General features: G+C 74.5%; 15 protein-coding genes. 10 read left to right on the top strand and 5 right to left on the bottom strand.

The window, feature by feature from the left end:
* The 9 genes from IE248_RS19940 (at window position 1) to IE248_RS19900 (ending at window position 13,547) form a co-directional block, all read left to right on the top strand.
* Window positions 1-1,266 (top strand): 6-phospho-beta-glucosidase, encoded by a 1,266-nt coding sequence (locus IE248_RS19940; protein ID WP_008743949.1) that lies wholly within the window; start codon window positions 1-3, stop codon window positions 1,264-1,266.
* On the top strand, window positions 1,257-2,270 hold the full coding sequence (locus IE248_RS19935; protein ID WP_037795457.1) for an N-acetylglucosamine kinase: 1,014 nt from the start codon (window positions 1,257-1,259) through the stop codon (window positions 2,268-2,270). Before IE248_RS19940 ends, IE248_RS19935 begins: the two co-directional genes overlap by 10 nt.
* A gap of 179 nt (window positions 2,271-2,449) precedes the next feature.
* A complete protein-coding gene (locus IE248_RS19930; protein WP_373301557.1) occupies window positions 2,450-3,847 on the top strand; it encodes a GlnX family signal transduction membrane protein in 1,398 nt (465 codons plus the stop codon).
* 5 nt (window positions 3,848-3,852) lie between these two features.
* Window positions 3,853-4,905: a glutamate ABC transporter substrate-binding protein gene (locus IE248_RS19925; protein WP_373301556.1), complete on the top strand. Its 1,053-nt coding sequence runs from the start codon at window positions 3,853-3,855 to the stop codon at window positions 4,903-4,905.
* A 56-nt stretch (window positions 4,906-4,961) separates the two neighbouring features.
* Window positions 4,962-6,221 carry a coiled-coil domain-containing protein gene (locus IE248_RS19920; protein WP_037795460.1) on the top strand — a complete coding sequence of 420 codons (1,260 nt, stop codon included), beginning with the start codon at window positions 4,962-4,964 and terminating at the stop codon, window positions 6,219-6,221.
* Window positions 6,218-8,932: a tetratricopeptide repeat protein gene (locus IE248_RS19915; RefSeq protein WP_190031294.1), complete on the top strand. Its 2,715-nt coding sequence runs from the start codon at window positions 6,218-6,220 to the stop codon at window positions 8,930-8,932. The genes IE248_RS19920 and IE248_RS19915 overlap by 4 nt, the downstream gene beginning before the upstream one ends.
* 372 nt (window positions 8,933-9,304) lie before the next feature.
* Entirely contained in the window at window positions 9,305-10,954 is a 1,650-nt protein-coding gene (locus tag IE248_RS19910; RefSeq protein WP_229895414.1) for a protein phosphatase 2C domain-containing protein, read from the top strand.
* Between the two features lie 35 nt (window positions 10,955-10,989).
* Window positions 10,990-12,318: a vWA domain-containing protein gene (locus tag IE248_RS19905; protein ID WP_190031293.1), complete on the top strand. Its 1,329-nt coding sequence runs from the start codon at window positions 10,990-10,992 to the stop codon at window positions 12,316-12,318.
* A 47-nt stretch (window positions 12,319-12,365) separates the two neighbouring features.
* Window positions 12,366-13,547: an FHA domain-containing protein gene (locus IE248_RS19900; protein ID WP_190031292.1), complete on the top strand. Its 1,182-nt coding sequence runs from the start codon at window positions 12,366-12,368 to the stop codon at window positions 13,545-13,547.
* On the opposite strand, the gene IE248_RS19895 is transcribed toward IE248_RS19900, so the two are convergent.
* Entirely contained in the window at window positions 13,544-14,521 is a 978-nt protein-coding gene (locus IE248_RS19895; protein WP_008741641.1) for a methyltransferase domain-containing protein, read from the bottom strand. The genes IE248_RS19900 and IE248_RS19895 overlap by 4 nt on opposite strands.
* 104 nt (window positions 14,522-14,625) lie before the next feature.
* On the opposite strand from IE248_RS19895, the gene IE248_RS19890 reads away from it, so the two are divergent.
* Window positions 14,626-15,030: a globin gene (locus IE248_RS19890; RefSeq protein WP_008741640.1), complete on the top strand. Its 405-nt coding sequence runs from the start codon at window positions 14,626-14,628 to the stop codon at window positions 15,028-15,030.
* Window positions 15,031-15,103: 73 nt separating this feature from the next.
* Here IE248_RS19890 and IE248_RS19885 read toward each other — a convergent pair whose 3' ends face one another.
* The 4 genes from IE248_RS19885 to IE248_RS19870 all read right to left on the bottom strand — a co-directional run bounded on the left by IE248_RS19885 (window position 15,104) and on the right by IE248_RS19870 (window position 18,276).
* Entirely contained in the window at window positions 15,104-15,826 is a 723-nt protein-coding gene (locus IE248_RS19885) for a DUF8010 domain-containing protein (RefSeq protein WP_190031291.1), read from the bottom strand.
* Window positions 15,823-16,293: an acyl-CoA thioesterase gene (locus IE248_RS19880; protein ID WP_073799405.1), complete on the bottom strand. Its 471-nt coding sequence runs from the start codon at window positions 16,291-16,293 to the stop codon at window positions 15,823-15,825. The genes IE248_RS19885 and IE248_RS19880 overlap by 4 nt, the downstream gene beginning before the upstream one ends.
* Window positions 16,294-16,311: 18 nt before the next feature.
* Window positions 16,312-17,976, bottom strand: a complete 1,665-nt coding sequence (gene ettA / locus IE248_RS19875) for an energy-dependent translational throttle protein EttA (RefSeq protein WP_073773550.1) — start codon at window positions 17,974-17,976, stop codon at window positions 16,312-16,314.
* Window positions 17,977-18,129: 153 nt separating this feature from the next.
* Window positions 18,130-18,276 carry a hypothetical protein gene (locus IE248_RS19870; RefSeq protein WP_159032078.1) on the bottom strand — a complete coding sequence of 49 codons (147 nt, stop codon included), beginning with the start codon at window positions 18,274-18,276 and terminating at the stop codon, window positions 18,130-18,132.
* Window positions 18,277-18,325: the final 49 nt, after the last annotated feature.

Here is an 18,325-nt window from a genome sequence, read left to right as displayed (position 1 = left end):
ATGAAACTCGCCGTGGTGGGTGGGGGTTCCACCTACACCCCCGAGCTGATCGACGGCTTCGCGCGGCTGCGCGACACCCTGCCGGTCAGCGAGCTGGTCCTGATCGACCCCGCCGCCGAACGCCTGGAGCTGATCGGGGCCCTCGCCCGGCGGATCTTCGCCCGGCAGGACCATCCGGGCCTGATCACCACCACCTCCGACCTCGACGCGGGGGTGGCCGGCGCCGACGCGGTCCTGCTCCAGCTGCGCATCGGCGGGCAGGCCGCCCGGCTCCAGGACGAGACCTGGCCGCTGGAATGCGGCTGCGTCGGCCAGGAGACCACCGGCGCGGGCGGGCTCGCGAAGGCGCTGCGCACCGTGCCGGTGGTCCTCGACATCGCCGAGCGGGTGCGGCGGGCCAGCCCGGACGCCTGGATCATCGACTTCACCAACCCGGTCGGGATCGTCACCCGGGCCCTGCTCCGGGCCGGGCACAAGGCGGTCGGGCTGTGCAACGTCGCCATCGGCTTCCAGCGGAAGTTCGCGGCGCTGCTGGACGTGGCGCCCGCCGAGGTCCACCTCGACCACGTGGGCCTCAACCACCTGACCTGGGAGCTGGGCGTACGGGTCGGCGGCCCGGGGGGCCGGGACGTCCTGCCGGAGCTGCTGGCCGGGCACGGGGACGCGGTCGCCGCCGACCTGCGGCTGCCCCGGGCGGTGCTGGACCGGCTCGGCGTGGTGCCCTCGTACTACCTGCGCTACTTCTACGCGCACGACGCGGTGGTGCGGGAGCTCGGCGAGAAGCCGTCCCGGGCCGCCGAGGTCGCCGCGATGGAGCGGGAGCTGCTCGCCCTGTACGCGGATCCCGCGCTCGACGAGAAGCCGGCGCTGCTGGCGAAGCGGGGCGGCGCCTTCTACTCGGAGGCGGCCGTGGACCTGGCGGCGGCGCTGCTGGCCGGCGGCGGCCCGGCCGTGCAGGTGGTGAACACGTACAACGGGGGGACCCTGCCGTTCCTGCCGGACGACGCGGTCATCGAGGTGCAGGCCCGGGTGGACGGCTCCGGGGCGGCTCCGCTGGCCGTGCCGGCCCTCGACCCGCTGTTCGCCGGGCTGGTCTCGCACGTGAGCGCGTACGAGGACCTCGCGCTGGACGCGGCCCTGCGCGGCGGGCGCGAGCGGGTCTTCAAGGCCCTGCTGGCCCACCCCCTCGTCGGGCAGTTCGACCTCGCGGAGGGGCTGACGGACCGGCTCCTGGCGCACAACAAGGAGCATCTGCCATGGGCGTGAACCGGCCCGCCGCCCCGGCGGCCGTCCTGGCCGTCGACGCGGGCAACAGCAAGACGGACGTCGCGCTGATCGCGGCGGACGGGGCCGTGCTCGCCGCCGGGCGCTCCGGGGGCTTCCAGCCGCCGCGCGACGGTGTCGAGGCGGCCGTGGACGTACTGGGGCGGGCCGTCGCGGAAGCCGCCGAGGCGGCCGGGCTGCCGCCGCTGCGACCGGGGTCCCCGTACGCCGGCCAGGTCGCGGCGTGCCTGTCCAACGCCGACTTCCCGGTGGAGGAGCGCCGGCTCGCGGACGCCATCGGCGCGCGCGGCTGGGGCGCGGCCACGCTGGTGCGCAACGACACCTTCGCGATCCTGCGGGCCGGACTGCCCGGTGCGGCGGCCCCGCGCGGGGTCGCGGTGGTGTGCGGGGCCGGGATCAACTGCGTGGGGATGCTGCCCGACGGGCGCACCGCGCGGTTCCCGGCGGTCGGAACGATCTCCGGCGACTGGGGCGGCGGCGGCGGTCTCGCGGAGGAGGCCCTGTGGTGGGCGGCGCGGGCCGAGGACGGCCGCGGCGGCCCGACGGAGCTCGCGGCGGCGCTGCCGGCTCGGTTCGGGCTCGGTTCCATGGGGGAGCTGATCGAGGCGCTGCACCTGGGCTCGCTGGGCCGGCGGCGGCTGCACGAGCTGGTGCCGGTGCTGTTCGCGGTGGCCGCGGCGGGCGATCCGGTGGCGTCGGCGATCGTGGAGCGGCAGGCCGACGAGGTGGTGGCGCTGGCCTCGGTGGCGCTCGGCCGGCTCGGCCTGCTGGCCGAGGAGGTGCCCGTGCTGCTGGGCGGGAGCGTGCTGACGGCCGGGCACCCGCAGCTGAACGGGCGGATCGTGGCGGGCCTGGCGCAGCGGGCGCCGCGCGCCCGGGTGTCGGTGGTGTCGGCCCCGCCGGTGCTGGGCGCGGGCCTGCTGGGACTGGACGCGCTCGGGTCCCCGCCCGGGGCCCATGGAAAACTCCGTGCCCATTTCGGGTGAACCCGCCCCGATGCCGCCGCGGTCTGGAACCGTGGCGGGCGTGTGGACGTATTCACGGTGAAGGGGTGACGGGGGCGCCCGCAGGGGTGGTTCGCCCATGATCCGGCACTGGGTGCTGTGGTTGACCGTCACTACGGCCATACTGCTGCGGAGCAAGAGGGACCGAGGGGGAGGTCACGGTGGTCGTCACATCACGCGCGCCCGCGCCCGGGGGCGGCCCCGCCGCGCCTCCCGCCGGGTCGCCGGCGGCCGCGCCGAGGCGGGTTTCCGCCTGGGCCGAGGGCGTGGACCAGCTGCGCCGGGCGGCGGTGACGGAGCCCGGCAGGCTGCGCATCATCGGCGCCGCTCTGGCCGCGGCGGTGCTGCTGTTCGGCGTGGTGACGGTGTGGGAGATCTCCGGCCGGGTCGCCGCCGCGGATGACGTGGTGAGCCGCAGCCAGCCGCTGAGCGCGGACGCGGCGAGCATCTACCGCTCCCTGGCCGATGCGGACACGGCCTCCTCCAGCGGGTTCCTCGCCGGCGCGCAGGAGCCGCGCGAGGTCCGCCAGCGGTACGAGAAGGACATCGCCAACGCGTCCCGGCTGCTGGTGAGCGCGGCCGCCAACGCCGCGGCGGGCGACAGCTCCCGCAAGGAGATCACCCTCCTCGGTGAGCAGCTGCCCCGGTACACCGGACTGATCGAGCAGGCCCGGGCCACCAACCGGCAGGGCCTGCCGCTGGGCGGCGCGTACCTCAGGTACGCCAATGAGCAGATGAGCACCGTACTGCTGCCGGCGGCCCAGCGGCTGTACGAGGCGGAGACGGGCCGGCTGTACACGGACTACGACGACGCCCGGTCCTGGCCGCTGGCCGCGCTCGCCGCGGGGGTGCTGGCGCTGGCGGCCCTGGGCTGGGCGCAGCGGCGCAACTACCACCGGACGAACCGGGTCTTCAACCACGGGCTGGTGGCCGCGACGGGCGCCGCCCTGGTGGTGCTGCTGTGGCTGGCGGTGGGCCAGAGCTTCGCCCGGGCCGATCTGAACGAGGCCCGGACGGATGGCCAGGAGTCGCTGAAGGTGCTCAACGACGCCCGGATCGCCTCGCTCCAGGCCCGGGCCAACGAGAACCTCACCCTGATCGCGCGCGGCGCCGTGCTCGCCGAGGACAAGAAGTCCGACAAGTACGACGTGGACTTCACCACGAACATGAAGCAGCTGGACGACGGGCTGGCGAGAGCGCTGAGACTCGCCGACGACGACAGCGGCCGCTCCCCGGTCGCCCGCGCCGCGGGCGGGGTGGCGCAGTGGAAGCAGCGGCACGCGGCGGCCCGGGAGAGCGACCTGAAGGGCGACTACGAAGGCGCCCTGCCCCAGGTCATCGGGGACGCCGACCACAAGGAGAGCAGCGGCGCCTCGTTCGACACGGTGGACGCCTCGCTGGAACAGGCTGTGGCCCATGAGCAGAAGGAGTTCACCCGGGCGGCCCGGGGCGGGCTCGGCGCGCTGGGCGGATTGGTGACGGGCGCGGCGGCCCTTGCGGTCGTCGGCGCGGCGGCGGCGCTGCTCGGTATCGGGCGCAGGCTTTCGGAGTACAGGTGAGAGCGATGCGGACGGTACGAGGGCGGCGCGGTACGGGCGAGGGCGACGGCCCCGGGCCGTCCGGGGTGCGCCGGCTGGCGGCCCGGCTGCGCGGCTGGGGCGGGGTCACGGCGATGGCGGCGGCCTGCGCGCTGACGGCGGCGGCCGTGCTGCTGCCGCTGGCCCAGGCCGCGCCGGAGACCGGCGGCCCGCCGGCGGTCCGCCCGCCGGCCTCGGTGCAGGTCGCGCCGGACGCCCTCTGGGGTCCCGGGGACACCTGCGAGAACCCGGAGGCCAGCCTGCGTCCGTCCACGGTGGACGGCCCGACGATCGAGCGGATCCGCAGCGCCGGCAAGCTCGTCGCGGGCGTGGACCAGAACAGCTTCAAGTGGGGCTACCGCAATCCGGACGGCCATCTCGACGGCTTCGACATCGCGCTGGTCAAGGCCATAGCCAAGGACATCCTGGGCGACGAGTCCAAGGTGATCTACCGGGCCATCCCCACCAGCCAGCGCATCCCGGCCCTCCAGGCGGGCCGGGTCGACGTCGTCGTGCGGACGATGACGATCAACTGCAAGCGGCTGGAGGACGTCGCCTTCTCGACGGCCTACTTCGAGGCCGGGCAGCAGGTGCTCGTGCCCAAGGGCTCGACGATCACGGGGTACGACGCCTCCCTGAAGGGCCGGAAGATCTGCTTCGCCGCCGGTTCCACGGCGGAGGCCGCGCTGACGTCCCGGTCCTACGGATCGGTCCCGGTCACCGTGCCCAACCAGCTGGACTGCCTGGTGCGGCTCCAGCTGGGCGAGGTGGACGGCATCATCACGGACAACGCCCTCGCGGCCGGGCAGGCCGCGCAGGACCCGTCGGTGCAGCTCGTCGGCTCCCCCTTCACCAAGGAGTTCTACGGCGTCGCCATGAACAAGGACGCCACCGATCTGGTGCGCCGCGTCAACAAGGTGCTGGAGAACTACCGCGCCGGTGGGAACGACAGCCCGTGGATGGTCGCCTACCGGGCCCACTTCGAAGGCGTGCTGCCCAAGGCGGTCGCACCGCCCGAGCCCAAGTACCGGGACGGCTGAGGCCTGTGGCGGGATCGGAGCCCTATGTGAGGCGCCCGGAAACGGGACCGGCCCTGATGGACCGGGACGAGGTCGACCGCGCGCTGACCCGGCTGGGCGCGGAGCACGAGGCCGTCGAGACCTCCCTGCTCGCGCTCCAGGACCACGCCGGGCGGCGGCTGCTGGAGGGCGCCGGGCTGACCGGCGTCACCAAGGAGCGCTGGGCCGCCGCCGACGCGTCGATCACCCGGCTGTGGACGTACTTCGACGCCTACAGCGGGGCGCTGGCCGCCGCCCGCCGGATCCGCGACCGGCGCCGCTGGCCCAGCCGTGACGACCTGATCGAGCTGACCGACCGGCTGCGCGGGCCCGGGGTGACCATCGCCGGGGCCGGGGTCGAGGGCGCCGCGCTGGCGGAGCGCTTCTCGCTCGCCGCGCTGGTCACCCGGATGAACGAGCTGTACGCGAGCTCGCTGGACGTGGTGGTGGCCGCCGACGCGGTGTGGTCGGCGCTGCCCGCCCGCATCGACCTGCTCGCCGCCGAGCTGCACCGCACCCGTTCGCTGGCCCACTCGGTGGGGGTGCGCCCGGGCGAACACCCCTCGGGTGACGACCTGGAGGACATCACCGCCGAGCTGGCCGAGCTGCGGGAGCGGGTGATCGCGGACCCGCTGGCGTTCTGGCTGCCGGTGGCGGGGAGTTCCGCTCCCGGCGGCGGCCGCCCGGACACGGGCCGCTACGACCGTGCGGCGCTCGCGCTGGAGGACGTACGCCGTGAGGTCGAGGCGGTGCTGGACGTACGGCAGGACGCCGAGGCGCGGCTGATCAGCGTGCGGGACGTGCTCTCGCGGGCCGACCGGACCCTGGCGGAGGCGCGGACGGCGCGCGGCGAGGTGCTGGCGAAGATCGCGGCATCGGAGGTCCCGGCGGTCAGCGGCCCTCCGACGGCGTTGCAGGAGCAGCTCGCGACGGCCGCGGAGTACCGCCGCCAGGCGCAGTGGCACCGGCTGTCGCCGCTGCTGGAGTCGTTGGAGGAGCGGGCCGGGGAGGAACTCCGCAGGGCCCGGGAATCGTTGACCGCCGTGACGGCGCCGCTGGCCGTACGGGCCGAGCTGCGCGGGCGGCTCGACGCGTACAAGGCGAAGATGGCCCGGCACGGCATGGCGGAGGATCCACTGCTGATCGAGCGGTACGACACGGCCCGGCGGATGCTGTGGAGCGCGCCCTGCGACCTGCGGGCCGCCGAGCAGGCCGTCCTGAGGTACCAGCAGGCGGCGGCCGAGGCGCTGGCGCCCCGGCAGCACCGGCCCGAGGGGCCGGGGGAGGAGGACGCATGAGTGTGGCCGGAACCGCGTGCGTCCGCCCCGGATGCCCGGGGACGTACGAGGACATGGGCGGCGGCGAGCTGTACTGCGACACCTGCGGGCTGGCGCCGGTCGGCTCCGTCGCGGCGGGCGCGGAGGAACTCCTCTCGCCGCCGACGGGGATGACGAGCGCGGCGCGCCGCGGCGACTCGTACGCCTCCCACGGCTCCCGGGGGTCCCAGGGGTCGCACGGGTCGGCGCGCTCTTCGGCCTCGGCGCGCTCCTCGCGTTCGTCCTCGTCCCGCCGCTCGGTGTCGGGGCGGCTCTCGCGCGCGCTGTCGGGCGCCGCGTCCACCCGCTCGGTGTCGGTGCGCAGTTCGTCCTCCGGGGCCTCGGCCTCGGGGCGCAGCCGGCTCGGGGCGGGGCTGGTCAACGTACCGGAGGTGCCGCGGCCGGATCCTTCGGCGGCGGTGCTGGAGAACCCGGAGGTGCCGGAGCGCAAGCGGTTCTGCTCGCGCTCGGACTGCGGGGCTCCGGTGGGCCGGGCTCGGGGTGACCGGCCGGGCCGGACGGAAGGGTTCTGCACCAAGTGCGGGCACCCGTACTCCTTCGTGCCCAAGCTGCGCGCGGGCGACGTGGTGCACGGCCAGTACGAGGTGGCGGGCTGCCTGGCGCACGGCGGCCTCGGCTGGGTGTACCTGGCGGTGGACCGGGCGGTCTCGGACCGGTGGGTGGTGCTCAAGGGCCTGCTGGACACCGGGGACCAGGACGCGATGGAGGCGGCGATCTCCGAGCGGCGCTTCCTCGCGGAGATCGAGCACTCCAACATCGTGCGGATCTACAACTTCGTCGAGCACCTGGACCAGCGGACCGGTTCGCTCGACGGGTACATCGTCATGGAGTACGTCGGCGGCAAGTCCCTCAAGGAGATCGCCAACGACCGGCGGCGGCCGGACGGCCGGCGCGACCCGCTGCCGGTGGAGCAGGCCTGCGCGTACGGCATCGAGGCGCTGGAGGCGCTCGGCCACCTGCACAGCAGAAACCTTCTGTACTGCGACTTCAAGGTCGACAACGCGATCCAGCAGCAGGACCAGCTGAAGCTGATCGACATGGGCGCGGTCCGGCGGATGGACGACGAGGAGTCGGCCATCTACGGCACCGTGGGCTACCAGGCCCCCGAGGTCGCGGAGTCGGGCCCGTCGGTCGCCTCCGACCTGTACACGGTGGCCCGCACCCTGGCGGTACTGACCTTCGACTTCCAGGGCTACACGAACGTGTTCGTGGATTCGCTGCCGGATCCGGAGCACATCGAGGTCTTCGGCCGCTACGAGTCGTTCTACCGGCTGCTGGTACGGGCCACCGACCCGGACCCGGGGCGGCGGTTCGCGTCCGCGCAGGAGATGGCGGACCAGCTGACGGGCGTCCTGCGGGAGGTGGTCGCGCTCCAGACGGGCCGGCCGCGGCCGCAGGTCTCCACCCTGTTCGGGCCGGAGCTGCGGGTTCCGGACACCCGGCTGTTCGCCGACACGGCGGGGGCACAGGTGTCCCGGCTGGGCGCGCGGGCCTCCTCCCGCAAGGGACGGCCGGCGGCCGCGGTGGCCGGGCCGCCGCCCGCGTCGGGGGCGGCGGGTCCGATTCCGGTGACGGCCGCTTCGCAGGCTCCGGCCGCGCGGCTGGGGGCGACGGCGACGCACAAGTCGGCGGGCCGGGCGGCGGGCGTGCCCGCGCCCCGGCAGGCCGTGACGGTGGCGCCGCCGGACCCGGCGGCGGATCCGGGAGCGGAGCCGGCGCTCCCGCGCACCGGGCTCGCCCCGCTGGACGCGCGGGCGGCGGCGCTGGCCCTGCCGGTGCCGCTGGTGGACCCCACCGACCCCCACGCCGGTTTCCTGGCGGGCCTGCTGGCCTCCGCGCCGGCCGACCTGCTCGGCGCCCTCGGTGCGCTCGGCCCGGCGGCCGCCGACTCGGCGGAGCTGCGGCTGCGGGAGCTGCGGGTGCGCCTGGAGCTGGGCGAGCCGGACGTCGCCGGGCCCGAGGGGCCGCTGGCGCGGCTGGAGGCCCGGCACCCGGACGACTGGCGGGTGGTGTGGGCGCGCGGGATCGTCTCCCTGGCCACCGGGGACGACGAGACGGCGGCCCTGTCCTTCGACGCGATCTACGACGCCTTCCCGGGCGAGCCCGCTCCGAAGCTGGCCCTGGGCCTGTGCGCGGAAGTCCTGGGGCAGTTGGACAACGCGGCCGAGTACTACCGGCTGGTGTGGATCACCGACCCCGGTTTCGTGAGCGCGGCGTTCGGTCTGTCGCGGGTGCAGCTGGCCGCGGGCGACCGGGCCGGGGCGGTGGCCACGCTGGAGTCCGTACCGGAGGCGTCGATCCACTACACCGCCGCACGGGTGGCGGCGGTACGGGCACGCCTGCGCGACCGGGCTCCCGAAGAGGCCCTGCTGCCTGACCTGACGGCGGCTGCCGCGCAGGTGGAGGCGCTGGAGCGGTTCGGCCTGGACGCGGAGCGGCACCAGCGGCTGTCGACGGAGGTTCTGGGCTCGGCCCTGGACTGGGTACTGTCGGGTAGCCGGGGTGCCGACCCCGGCCGGCCCTTGCTGCTCGGCAGTCAACTGGACGAGCGGGGGCTGCGCTTCGGCCTGGAGCGCTCGTACCGCGTCCTCGCCCGGCTGGCGCAGCGGGGCGAGGAGAGGATCGAACTGGTGGAGCGGGCAAACCGTTTCCGTCCCCGGACGTGGGTGTGAGTGATGTCGATGCATCGGCTGTCGGGATGCCCGAGCTGCGCGGAACCCTTGGAGGAGGGTGACCGCTTCTGCGGCGTGTGCGGCTACGCCCTCTCCGCCCCGCCCCCATCCGGGGACCACCCCACCCTCCCCCTCCCCCAGGGCCCCCCAACTGCCGCGCCCCCGGCCGCCGCACCGGCGCCCCCGGCCGCCGCGCCCCCAGCTGCCGGGCCCACAACACCGGTTGCCGCGCCGGCGCCACCAGTCGCCGCGCCTCCAGCGGCCATGCCCGCGGCCCCGGTTGGCGCGCCTCAGGCCGCCGTGCCCCCAGCTACCGCGCCCGCAAAACCGGTTGCCGCGCCGGCGCCACCGGCTGCCGCGCCCGCATCTGCCGTGCCCGCGCCGCCGGGTGCCGCACCGGCGCCACCGGTCGCCGCGCCTCAGGTCGCCGCGCCCGCGCCGCCGGTCGGTCGGGCCGCCGCGCACTCCGCGAGCGACCACCCCGAGCCCGTACCCAACGCGGCCGCGACCGCGGGCGGTTACCCCGGCGCTGCCGGGCATCCCGGATCCGGCGCGAGCTCGGCCGGCCACCCCGGGGTGGCCGAACCGGCGGGCGGGCGGCCGCGCGCGACCGCCGTCGGCGCCCCGTACCGGCCGGACCCGGAGACGGGCGAACCCGGCGGCTCCGGCGGCTACGCCGAGGCGGGCGCCGCACGGGGCGGCCGGAGCTTCGCGGCCTCCGCGAGCGAGCACCCCGGCGCCCACGCGGGCAACGCGGGCGACGCGGGTGGCCGGGAGCACGCCGACGGGGAGGACCGCGACCGCCCGGCCGTGGTCCCGCAGCCGGGCGGCGCTTCCGGGTACGGGGTCGCCGCCGCGCCCGGATGGGGCAGCACGGCCGCCGCCGCGCCGACGCTGGTCGAGGACTCGGCCGGCTGGTCCGCCGACGGCGACCCCGTCCCGGACCCCGGCGCCGCGCCGCCCCCGCAGCCCCCGCAGGCCGCCGCCGCCGGCCGGTACGACCCTCCCGCCCCGCAGGGCGACGGCGCGAAGACCTGCGTCGCCTGCCGCGCCGGCCGGGTCGACACCGACGGCTACTGCGAGCACTGCGGCCACGCCCAGCCCCGCGAGCGCGACCACCTCGAAGAGGAACTCGGCAGCGTCGCCGCCGTCAGCGACCGCGGTCTGCGCCACCACCGCAACGAGGACTCCTTCGCCGTCGCGGCCACCGCCCTCTCCGACGGCTCCGCCGCCACCGTCGCCATCGTCTGCGACGGCGTCTCCTCCGCCAGCCGCCCCGACGACGCCTCCGCCGCCGCGGCCGCCGCCGCCAACGAGGCGCTGCTCGAAGCCCTGCCCCGAGGCGCGCACCCCCAGGAGGCCATGCACGAGGCGATCCTCGCCGCCGCGGCCGCCGTCAACGCCCTCGCGCCGGAGGTGTCCGGCGCGCAGAACGCCCCCGCCTGCACCCTCGTCGGCGCCGTCGTCAGCGGCGGCCTGCTGACCATCGGCTGGGTCGGCGACAGCCGCGCGTACTGGATCCCCGACGACCGCGCCGCGCTCCCCCGCCGCCTCACCGAGGACGACTCCTGGGCGGCCCAGATGGTCGCGGCCGGTCTGATGGGCGAGGCCGAGGCCTACGCCGACGTCCGCGCGCACGCCATCACCGGCTGGCTCGGGGCGGACGCGTACGAACTCGAACCGCACACGGCCAGCTTCAAGCCGGATCACGACGGCGTGGTGGTCGTCTGCACCGACGGCCTGTGGAACTACGCCGAGTCCGCCCGCGACATGGCCCAGGTGCTCCCGGAGGACGCCGCGGCCCGCCCGCTGCACAGCGCGCAGGTGCTGGTGGGGCACGCCCTCGACGGGGGCGGCCACGACAACGTCACCGTGGCCGTCGTCCCCTTCACCGCGCCCCCGAACCCGGACTCGGACCCCGGCTCGGGCTCGGGCCCGAACCCGGCGGACCCGGCCCGGAACCCCGGCGCGGACGCACAAGCGGAACCGCAAGCGGAAGCGGACCCCCGCACCCAGGCCTGACCCCCAGCCCCGCCCGCTCCCGAGGAGTCCAACCGATGGCGAACTTCGCCAAGCCGAGCGCCCCGCGCTTCAGCGTGGAGGTGTACCAGAACGAGTTCCTCCCCGAGGGCGGCCGTGACGTCCACGCCATCGTGACGGTCACCTCCACCGGCGGGGCGACCGCGACGCGTGCCGCCGTCCCCGCCCAGGGCGGGGCGGCCGTCGTGATCATGGTCGACTGCTCGGGCTCGATGGAGTACCCGCCGGACAAGATGCGCGGCGCCCGCGAGGCCACGGCGGCGGCGATCGACACCCTGCGCGACGGCACCGCGTTCGCCGTCGTCGCCGGTACGCACGTGGCGAAGGAGGTCTACCCCGGCCAGGGCCGTCTCGCCACCGCCGGCCCGGAGACCCGCGCCCAGGCCAAGGAGGCCCTGCGCGGCCTCAGCGCGGGCGGCGGCACCGCCATCGGCACCTGGCTGCGCCTCGCCGACGGCCTGTTCCGGCAGTCCCCCGCCGCCATCCGGCACGGCATCCTGCTCACCGACGGCCGCAACGAGCACGAGGACCCGGCCGTGCTGCGCGCCACCCTCGACGCCTGCGCGGGCCGCTTCACCTGCGATGCCCGCGGCGTGGGCACCGACTGGGAGGTCAAGGAGGTCACCGGCATCGCGAGCACGCTGCTCGGCACCGCCGACATCGTCGCCGACCCGGCCCATCTCGCCGAGGACTTCACCCGGATGATGGGCAACGCCATGGGCAAGGAGGTCGCGGACGTCGCACTGCGCCTGTGGACCCCGGTCGGCGTGGAGATCCAGTACGTCAAGCAGGTCGCGCCCGCCGTCCGGGACCTGACCGACCGCCGTACCCCGGCGGGCCCGCGCGCCGGTGACTACCCGACCGGCTCGTGGGGCGACGAGTCCCGCGAGTACCACGTGTGCGTACGGGTGCCGGGTGCGGCCGTCGGCCAGGAGATGCTGGCCGCCCGGGCCACGCTCATGCTCCCCGGCGCGCCGGGCGAGCCGCCGTCCGTCCTCGCCCAGGGGCTCGTCCGGGCGGTGTGGACGACCGATCTCGCGGCTTCCACCGCCATCAACGCGCAGGTCGCGCACTACACCGGACAGGCGGAGCTCGCGCAGGCTATCCAACAGGGCCTGGAAGCCCGCAAACTGGGTGATGTCGACGGCGCCACGGCCAAGCTCGGCCGTGCCGTGCAGCTCGCGTCCGCGTCGGGGAACGCGGACACGGCCAAGTTGCTGGCGAAGGTGGTGGACGTCGTCGATGCGGCGGCGGGTACTGTGCGGCTGAAAGCGAAGGTCGCCGATGCCGACGAGATGACTCTGGAAACGCGTTCGACCCAGACCGTCCGAGTGAAGAAGACCTGAGAAGAAGACCTGACGCGATGACGCAGGGTGAAGGGGGAAGGGCCGACATGCCGACCTGCCCGAACGGGCACCACTCGGGTTCCGATGACTGGTGCGAGGTCTGCGGCCACCGCATGGCTGCCCCCTCTCCCGCCCCCTCCTCCACGGGTGCTCCCGCGGCTCCGTCGTACGGGTACGGCTACCCTCCCACCGCGGGTGAGCCGACCGCCCAGGCCGAGCTGTGCCCGCAGTGCCGGACCCCGCGCGAGGCCATGGCCCCGTTCTGCGAGGAGTGCCGGTACAACTTCCTGACGCGTACGGCGACCTCGTACACCCCGCTCGCCCCGGAACCCATGCCCGGGGCCGGGGCCGGCAGCGGCCCGGGTCAGGGGCTGAGCCAGGGCCAGGGGCTGGGCCAGAGCTCGGATCAGGGCGCGGGCCCGGGCCCGGGCGCCGGGATCGCCCCGCCGCCCCCGCCTCCGGCGCCGCCCGCGCCGCCGGTGGCACCGCCGGCTCCGCCCGTCTACTCCCAGGACCACTTCGAGTACCAGGGCTCCCGCCCGTCCCGGGTCAACCGGCCGGCCGAGCCGTTGCAGCGCGAGGACGACTGGCTGCTCCCGCCCCCGGCGCACGAGCAGCACCAGCAGCCCCAGTACCAGCAGCAGCCCCCGCCGCCGCCCCAGGTCCAGGCGTACCAGCAGCAGGCGCCGGTGCAGGAGTACCAGCAGCCCCAGCCCCAGTCCCAGCCCCAGCCCCAGCAGCACCAGTCGTACGCGCCGCCCGCGCCGCAGCAGGAGTACCAGCAGCCTCAGCAGCAGCACCAGCCCTTCCCGTCCCAGGGCGGCGGCTCCTGGAGTGCGACGATCGGACCGGACCGCTCGTACTTCATGGCGATGATGCAGCGCAGCGGCCCGGACGCGGCGGGGCTCAACATGCCCGCGTACTCCCCGGAGCTGCACCTTCCGCTCGCCGGCAGCCAGATCACCATCGGCCGCCGCCGCGCCTCCACGGGCGAGTCCCCGGACGTCGACCTGTCGGTGCCGCCGGAGGACCCGGGCGTCTCGCACCAGCACGCGGTGCTGGTCCAGCAGCCCGACGGCAGCTGGGCCGTGGTGGACCAGAACTCCACCAACGGCACCACCATCAACGGCGGCGAGGAGCCGATCCAGCCCTACGTGCCGGTCCCGCTCACCGACGGTGACCGCGTGCACGTCGGCGCCTGGACCACCATCACCGTCCGCCGCGGCTAACCCGTCTCCCCCAGGGGCCACACGTAGGGCCCCTGGGGATCGTCGAGCCACGACCACTGGCCCTCCGGGGTGACCGTCACACCGAAGCGCTCGCGCGCCGGGCGGCCCTCGCCGCGCCAGAGGTCCAGGGCTTCGCGGGCGTGCAGCGCCCCGGCGGTCAGCACCAGCATGAACTGGAAGCGCTCGTTCTCCACCAGCTCGTACGGCAGCCCGTACGAGGGCTCGGCGGGCGGCGGCGCCGCCGTGGCCCCGCGCAGCGGGACGAAATAGGCCGAGGTGTGCAGGAAGCGGCCCTCGGCGAGTTCCGCGTCCCGGACGGTGAGCGCGATCAGCCCGGTCGACAGCGGGGCCAGGACCCGCGCCCCGGGCCGGCACTGGCCGAGCCAGGCGGGCGGGATCCGGGGCAGCGTGCAGGTCACCAGGATGCGGTCGAAGGGGGCGCGGGAGGGGCAGCCGCGCGCCCCGTCCCCCGTGACCACGGTGGGCCGGTAGCCGAGCGCGGCCAGGTGCGTCCGCGCGGACTCGGTGATCTCCTCCTCCAGGTCCACGGTGGTGACGAGGTCGTCGCCGAGCCGGTGGCACAGGAGCGCGGCGTTGTAGCCGGTGCCGGTGCCGATCTCCAGCACGCGGTGCCCGTCGCGCACGTCCAGGGCGTTGAGCATCTTCGCCATCAGGGAGGGCTGGCTGCTGGAGGAGACCAGCTCGCCGTCGCGGAGCCGGGTCGCGAGCGGGGTGTCCGTGTACACGCCGCGCAGCCAGCGGGCCCGCTGCTCCGGATCCGGGTCCTCGCCCCACAGCCGCTCGTGTCCGGCGCCGCGGCCCGTCCAGAAGTACGGCACGAAGGCGTGCCGGGGCACCCCCTCGAAGGCCGCCCGCCAGGCCGGATCGACCAGGACCCCGGCGGCGTCCAGCTCCCGTACCTGGGCGGCGTGCGCGGTTTCCCGTACGTCGCGTACCTCGGGGTGTGCGCCCATGCATCCACTGTCCTGCGCCGGGCCCCGGGGTGCGAACGCGCGCGGCTTCGGGCGGGAGTCCTAGGACCGGGGTCCTCCGTCCGGGCGTCTGAGACGATGGTCAGGTGAATGACATTCCGCGGAGCACGGTTCAGGAGCAGACCTTCTACGAGCTGGTGGGCGGCGAGGACACCTTCCGCCGTCTGGTCCACCGCTTCTACCAGGGTGTCGCGGAGGACCCGCTGCTGCGGCCCATGTACCCGGAGGAGGACCTCGGCCCCGCCGAGGAGCGGTTCGCGCTGTTCCTGATGCAGTACTGGGGCGGCCCGACCACGTACAGCGAGAACCGGGGCCACCCGCGCCTGCGGATGCGGCACGCGCCGTTCCAGGTGGACGCGGCCGCGCACGACGCGTGGCTGAAGCACATGCGGGTCGCGGTGGACGAGCTGGCGCTGGCGCCGGAGCACGAGGCGAAGCTGTGGCGCTACCTCACGTACGCGGCCGCCTCGATGATCAACACGGCCGGCTGAGGGGCACCCGAACCCGTACGAGGACCCGCGCCGCCCCGGACACGGAAGCCCAAACGGAATCCCGGGTCCTGACCTAGACCGGCCGGACCTGGAGGGCGCCCAGGCCGCCGACCCGGCCCGGGCGGCGGGTGGCGATGGAGCCGTACGGGGTGCGCAGCCGCAGCCAGCCCCCGGAGGCGAGCAGCGCCAGCGGCTCGGGGCCCCCGGCCGTCGGCGCCTCGGCAGACGCGGAGGCGACGGGGGTGCGGACCGGCCGCAGGAAGCCCAGGGACTGCGCGGCGTGCACGGCGCGCAGCGGCAGCTCGGTGTCCCCCAGCGTGCGGGACCAGATCTCGCGGCCGATGCGGTCGCGCTCGGACCGGGTCCGGTGCTGCGGGGGAAGGGCCTCGTCACGGGCCCGGAATTCGGCGACGGCGGCGGCCACGGCGCCGCGGACGGCCTCGGCACCGGGCAGCCCCGGCACCTGGCTCCAGCCGCCGCGCGGCGGCAGCACCCCGGCCCAGGGCGGGCCGGTGACCGGCCCGGGCACGACGGCGCTCGCGCCGGCCTCGTCCACGGACTCCAGCAGCTCACCGGCGGACACGGTCAGGTCCAGCGGCATGCCCACGGGCGCGGCGAGCCGCACCGTGCGGATGGCCAGCACGTCGAACGACGGCGGCCGCCCGAAGACGGCGAGCGCGCCGCCGCCCGCCTGGAGGCGGACCGCGGCGGCGCGGTCGTAGTGCACCAGCCGGCCCAGGAAGGCGGCCAGGTCGGCCGCCTCCCCGGAGTCGGCGAAGTGCAGCTGCTCGGTCATGCCGCGAGGCGCCCTTCCGAGCCCTTGGAGCTCTGCGTCTGCGGCGTGTCGAGGTACTCCTGCAGGAAGAGCCGCTCCTCGGCCGTGATGCGGCGGGGCCGCCCCTCGGCGAGGTTGTACGGCACGACGACGGTCTCGGCGCGCACGTAGACCGTCTCCGGCCTGTCCTCGGTCGCCTCGTCCTTGACCTCGTAGCGGATGGTCAGGGACGCGGCGCCTATCCGGGTCACCCAGGACTCGATGAGCACCGGCTCGTGGCGGTGCACGAGGGGCAGCTTGTAGTCGATCTCGTGGCGGGCCACGACGGAACCGCCCGTGAAGGACTCACTGCCCTCCCCCGGCGCCAGGCGGAACATGAAGTCGATCCGCGCCTCCTCCAGATAGCGGAGGAAGACGACGTTGTTGACGTGCCCGAAGGCATCCATGTCCGCCCAGCGAAGGGGGCACCGGTAGTGGTGTCTGGCCATGGTCTGTGACCTCAGCCCTCAGCCTCGGGTGAGCTTCTTGTACGTGGCGCGGTGCGGACGGGTGGCGTCCGCGCCGAGGCGCTCGACCTTGTTCTTCTCGTACGACTCGAAGTTGCCCTCGAACCAGTACCACTTGGAGTCGCCCTCGTACGCCAGGATGTGCGTGGCGACCCGGTCGAGGAACCAGCGGTCGTGGGAGATGACCACGGCCGCGCCGGGGAACTCCAGGAGCGCGTTCTCCAGCGAGGACAGGGTCTCGACGTCGAGGTCGTTGGTGGGCTCGTCGAGGAGCAGCAGGTTGCCGCCCTCCTTGAGCGTCAGCGCCAGGTTGAGGCGGTTGCGCTCACCACCGGACAGGACGCCGGCCGGCTTCTGCTGGTCCGGGCCCTTGAAGCCGAACGCGCTGACGTACGCGCGGGAGGGCATCTCGACCTGGCCGACGTTGATGTAGTCCAGCTCGTCCGACACGACGGCCCAGAGGGTCTTCTTGGGGTCGATGTTGGCGCGGCTCTGGTCGACGTACGAGATCTTGACGGTCTCGCCGATCTTGACGGAGCCGGAGTCCGGCGCCTCCAGACCCTGGATCATCTTGAAGAGCGTGGTCTTGCCGGCGCCGTTCGGGCCGATGATGCCGACGATGCCGTTGCGCGGCAGCGTGAAGGACAGGTCGTCGACCAGGACCTTGTCGCCGAACGCCTTCGAGAGGTTGTTGACCTCGACCACGATCGAGCCCAGACGCGGGCCCGGCGGGATCTGGATCTCCTCGAAGTCCAGCTTCCGCATCTTGTCCGCCTCGGCCGCCATCTCCTCGTAGCGGGCGAGTCGGGCCTTCGACTTGGTCTGGCGGCCCTTGGCGTTGGAGCGGACCCACTCCAGCTCTTCCTTGAGGCGCTTCTGGCGCTTCTCGTCCTTGCGGCCCTCGACCTTGAGGCGGGTGGCCTTCTTCTCCAGGTAGGTGGAGTAGTTGCCCTCGTAGGGGTGCGCGCGGCCGCGGTCGAGTTCGAGGATCCACTCGGCGACGTTGTTCAGGAAGTACCGGTCGTGGGTGACGGCCACGACGGCGCCCTTGTACTGGGAGAGGTGCTGCTCCAGCCAGTTCACGGACTCGGCGTCGAGGTGGTTGGTGGGCTCGTCGAGGAGGAGCAGGTCCGGGGCCTCGATCAGCAGCTTGCAGAGCGCGACGCGGCGCTTCTCGCCACCGGAGAGGTTGGTGACGGGCCAGTCGCCGGGCGGGCAGCCCAGGGCGTCCATGGCCTGCTCCAGCTGGGCGTCGAGGTCCCAGGCGTTGGCGTGGTCCAGGACTTCCTGGAGCTTGCCCATCTCGTCCATGAGCGCGTCGGTGTAGTCGGTCGCCATTTCCTCGGCGACCTCGTTGAAGCGCTTCAGCTTGCCCATGATCTCGGCGGCGCCGTCCTGGACGTTCTCCAGGACGGTCTTCGACTCGTCGAGCTTGGGCTCCTGCATGAGGATGCCGACGGTGAAGCCGGGCGACAGGAACGCGTCACCGTTGGACGGCTGCTCCAGGCCCGCCATGATCTTCAGAACGGTGGACTTACCGGCACCGTTCGGGCCGACCACACCGATCTTCGCGCCGGGCAGGAAGTTCAGGGTGACGTCATCAAGAATCACCTTGTCGCCGTGCGCCTTGCGCGTCTTGCGCATGGTGTAGATGAACTCAGCCAAGAGAAACCGTCCGGCAGATCGATGGTGGGCAGATACACCCCATCTTGCCTGACGTCCATCCCTCGGGGGAAACCCGTATGATCCCGGGCCCCTGACCAGGGCACCGGCCGGAGGGACCCGGGCCGGGGCCCCGGGGAACGGGGAACGGGCGGGTCAGCAGTGGTGGGCGGCGAGGTTCCAGCCGCTGTCGCCGCCCGCGCCTGCGCCGGTGTCTGCGCCCGTGAGGTTCCAGCCGCTGTCGGCGGCGGACGGGGTCGCGGGGGACGCGGTGACCGCTACGGCGGCCCGGGACGTGTTCACAGACAGCACCCAGCTAACTCTTCACAAGCTTCATGATCATTTACCCTCC

The sequence above is a fragment of the Streptomyces goshikiensis genome, assembly GCF_014650555.1.
Taxonomy (GTDB): domain Bacteria; phylum Actinomycetota; class Actinomycetes; order Streptomycetales; family Streptomycetaceae; genus Streptomyces; species Streptomyces goshikiensis.
This window is presented reverse-complemented; position numbering and strand designations above follow the sequence as displayed.